This window comes from Amycolatopsis oliviviridis (assembly GCF_014654365.1).
GTDB lineage: Bacteria > Actinomycetota > Actinomycetes > Mycobacteriales > Pseudonocardiaceae > Amycolatopsis > Amycolatopsis oliviviridis.
In genome coordinates this window covers 993,728-1,007,016 of the sequence record NZ_BNAY01000002.1, presented here as the reverse complement: position 1 = coordinate 1,007,016, position 13,289 = coordinate 993,728, and the positions used below count along the sequence as shown (strand labels likewise).

Annotated in this window: 10 protein-coding genes; 8 read left to right on the top strand and 2 right to left on the bottom strand. The window is 70.6% G+C overall.

Annotation, left to right across the window (positions count from 1 at the left end):
- Positions 1-158: 158 nt before the first annotated feature.
- From IE302_RS11875 to IE302_RS11860, 4 genes are all read left to right on the top strand, one after another.
- Complete coding sequence (locus IE302_RS11875; RefSeq protein WP_191254509.1) at positions 159-641, top strand: SAV_6107 family HEPN domain-containing protein; 483 nt, start codon at positions 159-161, stop codon at positions 639-641.
- A 24-nt stretch (positions 642-665) separates the two neighbouring features.
- On the top strand, positions 666-1,430 hold the full coding sequence (locus IE302_RS11870) for a maleylpyruvate isomerase family mycothiol-dependent enzyme (protein ID WP_191254508.1): 765 nt from the start codon (positions 666-668) through the stop codon (positions 1,428-1,430).
- 127 nt (positions 1,431-1,557) lie between these two features.
- Positions 1,558-2,241 (top strand): VOC family protein, encoded by a 684-nt coding sequence (locus IE302_RS11865; RefSeq protein WP_191254507.1) that lies wholly within the window; start codon positions 1,558-1,560, stop codon positions 2,239-2,241.
- A 96-nt stretch (positions 2,242-2,337) separates the two neighbouring features.
- Positions 2,338-3,423, top strand: a complete 1,086-nt coding sequence (locus IE302_RS11860; protein ID WP_191254506.1) for a GNAT family N-acetyltransferase — start codon at positions 2,338-2,340, stop codon at positions 3,421-3,423.
- Positions 3,424-3,488: 65 nt separating this feature from the next.
- Here the strand turns inward: IE302_RS11860 and def are convergent, their stop codons facing one another.
- Both def and IE302_RS11850 read right to left on the bottom strand, forming a co-directional pair.
- Positions 3,489-3,989 (bottom strand): peptide deformylase, encoded by a 501-nt coding sequence (gene def / locus IE302_RS11855; RefSeq protein WP_037343240.1) that lies wholly within the window; start codon positions 3,987-3,989, stop codon positions 3,489-3,491.
- 37 nt (positions 3,990-4,026) lie between these two features.
- Complete coding sequence (locus tag IE302_RS11850; protein ID WP_191254767.1) at positions 4,027-8,649, bottom strand: ATP-dependent helicase; 4,623 nt, start codon at positions 8,647-8,649, stop codon at positions 4,027-4,029.
- A 173-nt stretch (positions 8,650-8,822) separates the two neighbouring features.
- On the opposite strand from IE302_RS11850, the gene IE302_RS11845 reads away from it, so the two are divergent.
- The 4 genes from IE302_RS11845 (at position 8,823) to IE302_RS11830 (ending at position 12,872) form a co-directional block, all read left to right on the top strand.
- Positions 8,823-10,727, top strand: a complete 1,905-nt coding sequence (locus tag IE302_RS11845; RefSeq protein ID WP_191254505.1) for an Hsp70 family protein — start codon at positions 8,823-8,825, stop codon at positions 10,725-10,727.
- Positions 10,728-10,823: 96 nt separating this feature from the next.
- Complete coding sequence (locus tag IE302_RS11840; protein ID WP_016332706.1) at positions 10,824-11,018, top strand: DUF3046 domain-containing protein; 195 nt, start codon at positions 10,824-10,826, stop codon at positions 11,016-11,018.
- A gap of 206 nt (positions 11,019-11,224) precedes the next feature.
- Positions 11,225-12,265, top strand: coding sequence for a recombinase RecA (recA, locus tag IE302_RS11835; RefSeq protein WP_016332707.1), 1,041 nt, complete (start codon positions 11,225-11,227; stop codon positions 12,263-12,265).
- Positions 12,266-12,344: 79 nt separating this feature from the next.
- Positions 12,345-12,872: a regulatory protein RecX gene (locus tag IE302_RS11830; RefSeq protein ID WP_191254766.1), complete on the top strand. Its 528-nt coding sequence runs from the start codon at positions 12,345-12,347 to the stop codon at positions 12,870-12,872.
- The last annotated feature ends 417 nt before the right edge of the window (positions 12,873-13,289 follow it).

Sequence of the window (13,289 nt, the reverse complement as noted above, 5' to 3'; positions counted from 1 at the left end):
GGGGTTGAAGAAGTGGGCAGGTCGGGGTTACATTGGTCTTGTTCGAACAGACGTTCGACATTCGGTGAGCGCGCACCGGTAGGTGCCCGGCGCGGGGGCGGGGGAAGCGCCTCGGCTCCGGGCACCGGCCGGCGCTCACGTACAGGAGGAGGGTCGTCATGTCCGTTTCGGTCGTGTCCCCCGACGAAGCCGAGAGGCCGGGGGGCACCGCGCAGCCCGCCCTGCCGATGTCGTTGCGCCCGCCGGCACCACCCGCGGCGGTCTCCTTGTACGCACAGGCGAGGCGGGGTCTCGCCGAGGCAGAGCGGGAGAGCGATCCCGCGGAGCGGTTCATCGGGGCCTATCTCGCCGCGCTGCGGGGCGCGGCCGCGGTCCTGGAGGCCCGCGGCCGTCCGCACCGGGGCCGCGCTCGGCCGGCGAGCGGCTGGGTGCTGCTCGACTCCGTCGCACCCGAGTTGAAGGAGTGGGCGGCGTTCTTCGCGGCCAACTCGGCGACGCGGGCCGCCGCGCAGGCCGGGATCACCGGCAAGGTCACCGTCGAACTGGCGGACGAGCTGACACGCGCCGCCACGGTGTTCCTGGAACTGGTGCGGCGGGTGGTGCACGGGATACCGATGGATGACTCGGCGCATGTCGCCTGAATCACCGCGGAGAGGGGGTGCCCGATGGCCGGGCAGGCCATGATCGACCAGGGCAGGTTCCTGGAGGTGATCGGCGTCGAAACCGAGCTGATGGCTCAGGTGGCGCACACCGCGTCCGCCGACGCGCCGGTCCCGACCTGCCCCGGCTGGACGCTCGGCGAGGTCCTCCGGCACGTGGGCAGCGTGTGCCGGGTCACCCGCCGCTGGATCACCGACGGGCGGCGTCCCGAGCACTGGCAGCGCAAACCGGGGCCGGGACAGACTCTGGAGGAGTACTTCCGCGAGGGCCGGGACGAGCTCGTCGCCGAACTTTCCGCGCACGACCCGGACGAGCTGGCGCCGACCTGGTGGCCGGCGGACCGCAGCTACGGGTTCTGGCGGCGGCGGACGGCGCACGAGACGACGATCCACCGGATCGACGCGGAGAGCGCGGCGGGCCGGGAGGTGTCGGAGATCCCCGAGGACGTGGCACTCGACGGGATCGACGAGGCGCTGGTGCTCTGGTTCGGCCAGCGGCTGCCGTTGCTGGGACTGTCCGGTACCAAGACCGGCTCGGTCGGCGTGCGCACCGCGGGGCACACCTGGATCGCCAGAGCCGGGCCCACGGAGACGATCGCCTGGCGGTGCTCGGCCGAAGAGGCCCGGCGAGCGGACGATCTGATCACCGGGCAGCCGGACAAGATCTACCGCTGGCTCTGGGGCCGGGCGGGTCCGACGGCGGTGACGGTCAGCGGAGACCAGGACATGGCGGGACAACTCTGGGCCCTGTTGCGGCTCGCGACCCGATGACCGGTCGGTGGGGAAGCCAAACCGGTCAAAACCAGTCGGCGGAGTCGAAGATGTGCCGGAGAGGTGACCGTACGCGGGTTCACCCAAACGAATAAAAGTGTCAGAGGTTCCGTCTAGGTTCACCGGTGTGACTTCGCAGCTGGTGAACCTGGTCTTCGACTCGGCCCTTCCCAGAGATCTGGCGGGTTTCTGGGAAGGGCTGTTCGGCTGGGACGCCCCGTTCGAGCTCGCCTTCCGCTCGGAGGCGGGCCCCAAACAGGGCAAGAACCGGTTGCACCTGGATCTGGCGAGCCGGTCGCCCGGGCACCAGGCCGAACTGGTGGACCGTGCGCTGTCCCTCGGCGCACGGCACATCGACGTCGGCCAGGGCCCGCCGGAGGAGAAACGGGTGCCGTGGGTGGTGCTCGCGGATCCCGAGGGCAACGAATTCTGTGTCCTGGAGCCTCGTGAGCAGTACGAGGGCACCGGTGCGATCGCGTCGGTCGTCATCGACGCCCTCGACCCGGAGCGGCTCGCGCGGTTCTGGGCGGCCGCGCTGGGCTGGGAGATCGGCGTCCGGGAGGAGTCGATCGTGGGCCTGCGGCCGCCGGACGGCCGCGGTCCATGGGTGGAATTCCTGGCGTCCCAGGACGATAAACTGCGCCGGAACCGGTTGCGGTTCGAGATCGCGCCGCGACGGGGCGGAAGCCGGGCGGCCGAGGTCCGGCGCCTGCGGGCGCTGGGCGCTCCCGGACAGGGCTCGGCGAGGCACGGTTCCGTGGCCATGGTGGATCCGGAGGGCAACGAGTTCAGCGTGCTCACGCCACGCTGAGTTGTTTCGTCCGGGTTGCGTCGCGGCGCCGAACGCTGACCTGCGCGAAACACGCGTGCCGTGGGCAGGCAACAACCGGCCGGGACCGTTGAGGTCATGGAGACCTATCGAGTCCGGCCCATCGAGATCCACCCCGGCGAAGAGACGGCGGCCGCGTCGGCCTGGCGTGTCCGGATCCGCGTGGACGACCGGCCCGGCACCCTGGCCAGGATCGCGATCCGGCTGGCCGATCTCGAGTGCAACATCCTCGGGCTGTCGGTGCTCCCGGTCCCGGGCGGCGTGCTCGACGAGATCGTCCTGCGGCCGGCCACCGGCCTGCCGCGGCAACTGCTCATCGACGCGATCCGCGACGAGGGCTGCGAATGCTCCGCCGTCATCGACGCGGATCTGGCCGAACTGGTCGATCCGGCCACCGCGACCCTCACCGCGGCCAAGAGAGCCGTCGAGGAGCCCGGTGGCCTCGCGGAAGTGCTGCGCGGTGTCCTCGCGGCCGACGTCGTCACGAAGGTCCCGTCGATCGAGGCGAACCCGGCCCGGACGGAAGGCGGGCACCGGGCGGTGTTCCCGGCGGGGGACGGCACCGCGTTCGTCGCGCGCCGCCGGTGGTCGCCGTTCGTCGAACTGGAACTGAGCCGGGCCGTCGCGCTGACCGGGCTGATGACCGCCGTCCGCGACAACGTGACCGGTCCGATCGTGCTCGACCGGTCCGACGGCGCCGCCGTCGTCCTGCGCAAGGGTGTCCCCGGTGACGCGGAGGCGGTGTCCGCGCTGCACCAGAGATGCTCGATGACCACGCTCTTCCACCGCTATCACACCGGAATGCGCGCTGTACCGCGTCGCTGGCTGCACCGGCTCCTGATGCCGCCGCGCGGGATCAGCCTGCTCGCTGTCTGCGGCCGTGACGTGATCGGTCTCGGCCAGCTGATCCCGTCGGCCGACGGCGGTGCGGCCGAAGTCTCGCTCCTGGTCGAGGATTCCTGGCAGCGCCAAGGCATCGGCACGGCCCTGCTGACCCGGCTCGCCGTTCTCGCGGTGGCCAACGGGGAGCGTGAACTCGCCGCCGTCTGCCTGCCCGGCGACGACTCCCTCTACCGCACGGCCACCCGCGTGGGGCTCCGCCCCGAACGCGCCCCCGGCGACCCCGGCACCCTGCGCTTCCGGCTCCCCGGCCCCCGCGTTTAGTCCTCTGGATGCGGTAGTTCGCGCTACCAACCACCGCATTCAGAGGACGAAATGCGGGAAGTGGGTCAGCGGTTCCAGAACCAGTCTTTGCCGCGGGCCTCGCCCAACGCGCGCTTCTTGCGTTCGGGCGTGAGCCGTTCCAGGTACAGCTTGCCGTCGAGGTGATCGGTCTCGTGCTGCAGGCACTGGGCGAGCACGTCGACGCCTTCGACTTCGACGGGTTCGTTGCGCAGGTCGACCCCGCGCACAACAGCGTGCTTCGCGCGGACCACCGGGAACCACAGCTCCGGCACGGACAGGCAGCCCTCGCCGATCTCGTGCGTCTCTTCGGACAGTTCGACGATCTCCGGGTTGATCACGTACCCGCTCAGCCCGCCGACGTCGTAGCTGAACACCCGCAGCCCGACCCCGATCTGCGGCGCCGCGAGACCCGCGCGCCCGGCCGGTTTCACCCCGTCCATCAGATCGGTCACCAGCGACTCGATCTTCTTGTCGAATGTCGTGACCGGATCGCATACGGTCTTGAGCACGGGATCCCCGAAGTAGCGCAGGTCGCGCATCACCATGTTCGAACGTCCTTCTCCGCAGGTCTGAGCGGCAATTCTAGGCCCGTAGCCGCAGCCCCTTGGGAGTCGCCCGGAATCCCGCCTCCTGAAGGACCGTCGAAAGCTCCGAGGTGAGCGCCACCTCGCCGTCGGCCTTCTGCACCGCGAGCTGACCCAGCCAGCCTTCCCGCACCGCGGTGGACAGTGCCCGCGCGGCCGACCGCAGTGTCTCCTGATCCTCGGTGAAGCTCAGCAGCGACCGGCCGCCGCGTTCGACGTACATCGCCGGGACACCGTCCACGAGCACCGCCAGCGCACCCGCTTTCCTGGCCGGACGGTGCTTCGTGTCGCCCGTCGCGGCGGGCCACGGCAACGCGGCGCCGTAGGGCTGGGCGGGGTCGGCGGCGGCGAGCACGACCGCGCCCTCGGTGGTGGTGCGCTGGTTCCCGGACTGCGCGCGCAGCCTGTCGACCGCGCCCTTCGCCGCGAACTGCGCGGCACCGAGCCCTTCCACCACGTAGCCCCGGACGACCTGGCCCGAATCCTCCATCCCCCGCAAAACCTTGTAGATCCCGGAAAAACCGCCGGTCACCCGCTCGGTGTCGAGTGCTCCCCGGGTGAGGACGCCGTGCCGTTCCAGGAACGCCTCCGTTCGCGCGTGCGCCCGCCTGGTCGGATCCGGTTCGCGATCCGGGGCCAGCGCCCAGCGCCCCGCCACCGTCGGCGGCCCGGTACGCGAGGGCATCGCCGGACGCCCGGCCCGGAGCCGCGCGTACCGGCCGCGCGGAGCCTGACGGCGGGGCTTGTGCGCCGCGCCGGAACCGGAGACCTGCGCCCGCAGCGGGCCCAGCGTGTCGCCGGTGACCAGCCCGGCCCAGACGAGATCCCACAGCGCAGCGACGACTTCGCCGTCGTTGGGCGGGGTTTCGGCCAAGGGCGACGCGCGTTCCACGAGCTGGCGGAAGAACTGCGCCCCACCCTCCAAAGTGGACAGAATGGCCCGGTGCAGCGGACCGGAGGGCAGATCGTCCTCCAGATCGGGCAGCAGCAGATCGGCGACGTCCGTGGGCGCGAGCGCCAGCCAGCCGTCCCCGCCGGACAGGGAACCGCAGCCGCACCAGGTCACCTCGCCCGCCGTGGTGAGTTCGTCCAGCAGTGACGGCGTATAGCCGGGCAGTCTGCTCGGCAGGATCAGTGATTCGACCGCGCTCGCCGGCAGCGGCGCCCCGGCCAGTTGCTCGACCACGGACAGCACGTCGTCCGCCGTCGGCGCCGACCGCACTCGCGCACCGATGCCGTGCCACGACGGCAGGAACCGGCCCAGCGCCGCCGGTTCGACCGGCTCGACCTCGGCCCGCAGCCGGGCCAGCGACGCCCTCCGGAGCCTGCGCAGCACCGAAGCGTCGCAGAACTCCAGCCCGACGCCGTGCGTCTCCGGATGCCCGACCGGGCTCAGCTCGCCCCTGACCAGCCTGCCTTGAGCGGTCAGCCTGTCCAGCACGCCGGTGACCACGGCCGTCCCGAGCCCGAAGCGCTCGGCGGCCTGACGGGCGCTGAACGGGCCGCGGCTGCGCGAATAGCGGGAAAGCAGGTCTCCCACGGGATCCTCGACCGGTTCGGTGAACGCTTCCGGCACGCCGACGGGCAGCGCGGTGCCCAGCGCGTCCCGCACCCGGCCCGCGTCCTCGATGGCGATGAAGCGTTCGCCACCGCCGATGCGCACCCTGATCACCCGCCGCGCGGCCTCCAGCTCCTCCAGCCATTCCCGCTGGATGCCCCGGGCGGCGGCCTCCTCGATCGAGAGATCCCCGAGGAACCGCAACAGATCCGCGGCCTCTTCGGCGTTGCGGGCGTGCCTGTCCGGGTCGAGGCGCTGCAACGAGCGTTCGACTTCGGCGACGACCTCGGCGTCCAGCAGTTCCCGGATCGCCTCGGTGCCGAGCAGCTCGGCCAGCAGCGTCGAATCCAGCGCCAGCGCCGCCGCGCGCCGTTCCGCGAGCGGGGCGTCCGTCTCGTACAGGAACATCCCGACGTAGCCGAAGAGCAGGCTGCGCGCGAACGGGGAGGCCGACGGAGTCTCGACTTCGACCAGCTTGACCTTCCGCGACCGCACGTCGGCCATGAGTTCGCGCAGCCCGCCGACGTCGTACACGTCCTGCAGGACTTCCCGCATCGCTTCCAGCACCACGGGGAACCGCTCGTACTTGGCGGCGACCGAAAGCAGCTGCGACGCGCGCTGCCGCTGCTGCCACAGCGGTGTGCGGCGGCGCGGATCCCGGCGGGGGAGCAGCAGCGCCCGCGCGGCGCATTCCCGGAACCGCGCGGCGAACACCGCCGAGCCGCCGACCTCGGCGACGATCAGCTGCTCGACCTCTTCCGGATCGAGCAGCACGTCCTCGACGCCGATGGTGACCTCGGCGCCGTCCATGTCCAGCGCCTCGGGAAGCCGCAGCACGATGCCGTCGTCGGAATGCGCCACCTGGGCGTCGACCCCGCGGTTCTCCCGCAGCCGGGCCGCGATCGCGAGCGCCCACGGCGCGTTGACCTGCGCGCCGAACGGCGAGTGCAGGATGACCCGCCAGTCACCGAGTTCGTCGCGGAACCGTTCCAGCAGCACGGTCTTGTCGTTCGGCACATGCCGCGTGGCCGACTTCTGTTCTTCCAGATACGCCAGCAGGTTGTCGCACGCGTACTCGTCCAGCCCGGCGACGGCGGCGCGTTCCCTGGCCGCCGACGGCTCCGAAGTGGACAGTTCGCGGACGAACGCGCCCAGCGCCCGCCCCAGTTCCAGCGGACGGCCGGGGGCGTCGCCCTTCCAGAACGGCATCCGGGCGGGCTCACCCGGCGCGGGCACCACGATCACGCGGTCGTGGGTGATGTCGGTGACCCGCCAGGAGGAGGTGCCGAGCAGGATCGTGTCCCCGACGCGGGACTCGTAGACCATCTCCTCGTCGAGCTCGCCCACCCGCGACCCGGGTTTGTCGTCGGCGCCCGGCGTCATGACGGTGAACAGGCCGCGGTCGGGGATCGTGCCGCCGGAGGTCACCGCCAGCCGCTGCGAACCCGGACGGCCGTGCAGTTCGCCGCTGACCCTGTCCCAGGTGATCCTGGCGCGCAGTTCCCCGAATTCCTCGCTGGGGTACCGGCCGGCGAGCATGTCGAGGACGGCCAGCAGCGCGTCGTCCGGCAGGGACGCGAACGGCGCGGCGCGGCGGGCGAGGGCGGCCAGTTCGTCGACCGTCCACGATTCGAGCGCCACCATCGCCACGATCTGCTGCGCCAGTACGTCCAGCGGGTTCCTCGGATACCGCACGGCCTCGATCGCCCCGGACGCCATCCGTTCCGCGACCACCGCACAGGAGACGAGGTCGCCCCGGAACTTCGGGAACATCACCCCGCTCGACACCGCGCCGACCTGGTGCCCGGCCCGGCCGACCCGTTGCAGTCCCGAAGCGACCGTCGGCGGCGCCTCGATCTGCACGACGAGATCGACGGCGCCCATGTCGATACCCAGTTCCAGGGAGGACGTCGCCACGACGCACGCCAGCCGCCCGGACTTGAGTTCCTCTTCCACGTGCGTGCGCTGCTCGCGGGACATCGACCCGTGGTGGGCCCGCGCGATCACCGGTGCCGCGCCGGTGGTGAGCCCGGACTGGCCGATCGCCTCGGCCGGATACCGCTGCTCCGGCTCCAGTTCGCTCTGTTCCGCGACGAGTTCGTTGAGCCGGGCGGTCATCCGCTCGGTGAGCCGCCGCGAGTTGGCGAACACGATCGTCGACCGGTGCGCCTGGATCAGTTCGAGGACCCGCTCCTCCACCGCGGGCCAGATCGACGGCCGCCGCGGTGTGCCGTCGGCCTCCTCCAGCGATCCGGGGAGCCGTGCGAGGCCCGCGTCGAGGTCTTCGTTCTGCTTCGGCCCTTGCGGACCGTCGAGATTGGACATGTCTTCGACCGGGACCTCGACGCGGACCTCGATCGTCTTCGCGAGTTTCGGCTGGACGATGGTGACCGGCCTGCCGCCTGCCAGGAACGAGGCGACCTCGTCGATCGGCCGGACCGTCGCCGACAAGCCGATCCGCTGCGCGGGTTTCTCCAAGAGCGCGTCGAGCCGTTCCAAGGACAAGGCGAGATGCGCGCCGCGTTTGCCGCCCGCGACCGCGTGCACCTCGTCGACGATCACCGTCTCCACACCGCGCAGGGAATCCCGCGCGGACGAGGTGAGGATGAGGAACAGCGACTCCGGCGTGGTGACCAGCACGTCCGGCGGGGTCTTGCCGAACGAGCGCCGCTCGGCGGCCGTGGTGTCACCGGTGCGCATGCCGACGCCGATGTCCGGCACCGGCAGCCCCAGCCGTCGTGAGGCCTGCGAGATCCCGGCCAGCGGTGCCCGCAGGTTGCGCTGGACGTCGACCGCCAGTGCCTTCAGCGGCGAGACGTAGAGCACACGGCAGCGTTTCCGCGGCTCGGACGGCGGCGGCTCGACCGACAGCCTGTCCAGTGCCCAGAGGAAGGCCGAGAGCGTCTTGCCGGAGCCCGTCGGGGCCACGACCAGCGCGTGTTCCTTCGCGTGCGCGGCACGCCACGCCCCCTCCTGCGCGCGGGTGGGCGCGGCGAAGGCCCCGGTGAACCAGTCCCTGGTCGCGGGGGAGAAGAGGTCGAGTACGTCTGCCACGCCCTCCATACTGCGCCGGACCACCGACAGTTTCGCTCCGGGCCCGGTGACCCGGCACTCGGTCGGGGACCAGTTCGGCGGGTTCCGCACGTGCGGCGACCTCGCTCGTGGGAGCATCACGGCCAGCGCGGCCGGATCGGTACTGGGGCGGCCGCCGTTCGTCTGTTGAAGGGGTATGAGCTGTGCGGATCCTGTCGGTGGACCTCGGGACGTCCAACACCGTGGCCGTCCTTTCGGCGCACGGGAGGCCGCCGCGGGTGGTCGAGGTCGACGGTTCGGCCAACATGCCGTCCGCGGTGTTCGCCACCGAGGACGGCACGATCATGGTCGGCCGGGACGCCGAACGCCGTGCCCGCCTCGACCCGACCCGGTTCGAGCCCAACCCCAAACGCCGCATCGACGAGCAGACGCTCCTGCTGGGCACCGACGTCATCCCGGTCACCGAGGTGCTGGCCGCGATCCTGCGCCGCGTCCTCGACGAGACCACCCGCCAGCTCGGCGGCGAACTGCCCGACGAGGTCCGGCTCACCCACCCCGCGCAGTGGGGTCAGACCCGCCGCAACGTACTGCTGTCCGCCGCCCGGCTCGCCGGGATGGGCGGCAACCTGGTGCTCGTGCCCGAGCCGGTCGCCGCGGCGGCGCATTTCGCGTCGTTCCCCGGCAAGACGCTCGCGCCCGGTCAGGCCCTCGCCGTGTACGACCTCGGCGCCGGCACCTTCGACGTCGCGATCGTCGGCGCGACCCCGAACGGCGGCTTCACCGTCGTCGCCGAAGACGGCCTTCCGGACCTCGGCGGCCTCGACGTCGACCAGGCGTTGCTGGTGCACGTCGGCCGCGAGGTCTCGCACAAGGATCCCCAGCGCTGGCAGCGGGTCCTGCGGCCCGAGTCCACTCCGGACCGTCGTACGCGACGCGCGCTGCAGGAGGACGTGAAGGCGGCGAAGGAGGCTCTGTCGCGGCACCCGCAGACCGAGGTCCCGATGCCGGAGCCGTTCGAGGACGTCCTCGTCACGCGAGGCGAACTCGAAGCGCTGGTGCGGCCGTCGATGCTGCGCAGTGTCGAGCTGATGTCGCGTGTGGTCCGGTCCGCCGGGATGACCCCGGACCGCCTCGCCGGGATCTACCTCGTCGGTGGTTCGAGCAGGCTTCCGCTGGTCGGCAGCCTGATCGCGGAGAAGCTCGGCGTCGTCCCCGGCAGCCTCGACCAGCCCGAGACCGCGGTCGCGCTCGGCGCGCAGCACGTCGCCTCCGACGGCATCAGCACGCGGACGCAGGGTGTCGAAGGGCAGGTCGCGGCGGGAACCGGCGCGCACCAGGTCGGCCCCGGCGCCTCGGGTCCGTACGCGCCGCCGGTCGCCTCGATCCCCGGTTATCAGGCGGGCGGTCCCGGCCAGTCCGGCGGTTTCCCCCAGTCGGGTTACCCGAACAGCGGCCCGCAGCAGGTACAGCAGCCCGCGCCGACGAACTTCCCGACGTACTCCCTCGCCGGGCAGACCACGGCGGAGAAGGCGCCCGCGAGCAAGAAGAAGCCGCTCGTCATCGGGGCCATCGTGGCCGTCGTCGTGCTGATCGCCGCCGGGCTCGCGTACTTCCTGACCTCCTCGTCGGTGACGACCTACACGGCCGACGAATGCAAGACACCCGCCGCGGCCGACGACAAGGGCCTCACCGGCTGCCTGCGCCAGCTCGCCGGGAAGATCGCCGACACCGGCGACTGCAAGCCCGGGATGGGCAACGGGCCAGCGAAACCGGCGGAAGATCTCGGCGTGACGTCGACCTGCTCCGCGCCGGGACGTGCCGGGACCCAGGTGACCTACCTGCAGAGCGCCTCGGCGGACAAGCTCAAGGCCTACACCGACGGACTGCTCAAGTCGGCGGGCGGCGACCGCACCGAGGCCAAGTGGACGGGCAACGCCCTGGAGGGCCAGTACTCCTCGGCCGCCGGGCGGAACGCGGCCGTCCTGGTGTTCACCGTGACCGACCGGCCGCTGGTCGGCTTCATCTACCAGGTCCCGGCCGAAGGACAGACCCCGACGCCGGGCGAACTGGCCGACTACTTCGAGAAGAGCGTCCAGCCGGGCGAGTAGCCCCGGTCGCGCGTGAAGGCCCCCTTCCCTCGGCTGAGCCGAGGGAAGGGGGCCTTCACGCGTTTCCCGCCGGGTGCCGGGCTAGACTTCCGCTCGATGCGTATCACGGTCTTCCGGCGGCTGATGGCCGACGAATTCGGTCCCGGACGTGCGGAAACCCTCTCCAGGGATCACGTCTTCGGTGAACTCGGGGGCCGGACCGTCGAACAGGCCCTCGACGCGGGAACCTCGGCCAAGGACGTCTGGCGGGCGGTCTGCGACGCCTTCGAGATCCCGCCGGAGCGGCGCTGACCTCGGTGAAAGGGCAAGAACTCTAGCGCAACGGCGTGTCGGCCACGGCCTCGAACACACGTTCGTCTATGGTGTTGTCCACAACGGGGTCAGCGATCCACAGCTTGGGCGCGAGGCCTGGAATTGTCGGTGGTCGCCCGTAGCGTCGGACCCGACAGCTCAGAACAGAACAAGCCCTACCCGGCTCAACCAACGAGGTGGACTCCATGGCACCAGCAGCACCCGACAAGGACAAGGCGCTCGAACTGGCCCTCGCCCAGATCGACAAGCAGTACGGCAAGGGCTCGGTCATGCGCCTGGGCGAAGAGGGCCGCGCGCCGATCGAGGTCATCCCCACCGGCGCCATCGCCCTCGACGTCGCGCTCGGGATCGGCGGCCTGCCCCGCGGCCGGGTCATCGAGGTCTACGGTCCGGAGTCCTCCGGTAAGACCACCGTCGCGCTGCACGCGGTCGCCAACGCGCAGAAGAACGGCGGCATCGCCGCGTTCATCGACGCGGAGCACGCGCTGGACCCGGAGTACGCCAAGAAGCTCGGCGTCGACACCGACGCGCTGCTGGTCTCCCAGCCGGACACCGGTGAGCAGGCGCTCGAGATCGCGGACATGCTGATCCGCTCCGGCGCGCTCGACATCCTGGTCATCGACTCGGTCGCCGCGCTCGTGCCGCGCGCCGAGATCGAGGGCGAGATGGGTGACAACCACGTCGGTCTGCAGGCCCGGCTGATGAGCCAGGCGCTGCGGAAGATGACCGGTGCGATGAACAACTCCGGCACCACCGCGATCTTCATCAACCAGCTGCGCGAGAAGATCGGCGTCATGTTCGGCTCCCCGGAGACCACGACCGGTGGTAAGGCGCTGAAGTTCTACGCGTCGGTCCGCCTGGACGTCCGCCGGATCGAGACGCTGAAGGACGGCGGCGAGCCCGTCGGCAACCGCACCCGCGTCAAGGTCGTGAAGAACAAGGTCGCGCCGCCCTTCAAGCAGGCCGAGTTCGACATCCTCTACGGCAAGGGTGTCTCCCGCGAGGGTTCGTTGATCGACATGGGTGTCGACCAGGGCATCCTGCGCAAGTCCGGCGCCTGGTACACCTACGAGGGCGACCAGCTGGGCCAGGGCAAGGAGAACGCCCGCAAGTTCCTGCTGGACAACCCGGACATCGCCAACGAGATCGAGAAGCGCATCAAGGAGAAGCTCGGCATCGGTGCCGCCGTCGACGCCGAAGCCGCCCCCGCGCCGGTCGACTTCTGAGTTCCGCGCCCGCCAAAGGGTGAAGGTGGCCGATCGATCGTTTCGACTGGAGTGATAGCTGAAAATGCGAGCGCCCAAGGTGGATCCGGCGGAACTGCCGCCGGACGAGCGGAGGAAGAAGGCCAAGGAGATCTGCTTCGATCTCCTGGCCGCGCGCCCGCGCTCCACGGAGGAACTGCGTCAGGCCCTCAAACGCAAAGGCTTCGACGAGGAGACGACGGAGACCCTGCTCGGTAAGCTGGACCAGGCAGGGCTCATCAATGACGCCGAGTTCGCCGAGATGTGGGTTCGTTCCCGCCATGCCAACATGGGCCTGGCACGGAACGCACTCGTGGCCGAACTCAAACGCAAAGGAATCGATGGGGATATCGCCGTCCAGGCCGCCGACGAGGTGGACCGAGAGGCAGAGGAGCAGCGCGCCCGAGAGCTGGTACGGAAGCGCATGCGCTCCTTGGGCAACGTCGACGAGCAGACGGCGATCCGCCGCTTGCTGGGCTTCCTCGCCCGCAAGGGCTATTCCCAGGGGCTGGCCTACACCGTGATCCGCGACGAACTTCGCGAGTTCGACGCCGAATCGGCACTCCTGGACGACGCCGCCCTCGACTGAGCTCCTCTTCAGACTTCCCGAAGTACATGAAGGCCCCCTTCCTGGCGCCAGACGCAAGGAAGGGGGCCTTCATGTACTCCAGGTGAGTGAGGGCGGCGGGACCGAGTCGGCCGGGTGGGTCGTGAGTGGTAAGTGGCGTTAGAGCGGACCTGCATTTACCTACCTACGCCTGAGCTGCGCGAGGGTGGCGGTTCCGCCGCTGCCGGGCTCGACGGTGCGGGAATTGGGACGTTGGATGTCTCAATTCCCGCACCGTCACCAGGGACGCCCCGGCGCGGACCTTGATCAACGGAAGATCCGGGACACTCAACGTCCCCGATCCTCCGTTGATCAAGGCCGTGCCGGTCACGACCGGTGGCAGACGAGGTGACGGGGGAAGATTTCGAACGTTCAACGCCCGGAATCTTCCCCCGTCGA

What these genes read in the sequence shown, in the direction of transcription:
- IE302_RS11875 (WP_191254509.1), top strand. Translation starts at nt 159, where the DNA reads ATGTCCGTTTCGGTCGTGTCCCCCGACGAAGCCGAGAGGCCGGGGGGC.
- def (WP_037343240.1), bottom strand. Translation starts at nt 3,989, where the DNA reads ATGGTGATGCGCGACCTGCGCTACTTCGGGGATCCCGTGCTCAAGACC.
- IE302_RS11840 (WP_016332706.1), top strand. Translation starts at nt 10,824, where the DNA reads ATGCGTATCACGGTCTTCCGGCGGCTGATGGCCGACGAATTCGGTCCC.
- recA (WP_016332707.1), top strand. Translation starts at nt 11,225, where the DNA reads ATGGCACCAGCAGCACCCGACAAGGACAAGGCGCTCGAACTGGCCCTC.
- IE302_RS11850 (WP_191254767.1), bottom strand. Translation starts at nt 8,649, where the DNA reads ATGGAGGGCGTGGCAGACGTACTCGACCTCTTCTCCCCCGCGACCAGG.
- IE302_RS11860 (WP_191254506.1), top strand. Translation starts at nt 2,338, where the DNA reads ATGGAGACCTATCGAGTCCGGCCCATCGAGATCCACCCCGGCGAAGAG.
- IE302_RS11870 (WP_191254508.1), top strand. Translation starts at nt 666, where the DNA reads ATGGCCGGGCAGGCCATGATCGACCAGGGCAGGTTCCTGGAGGTGATC.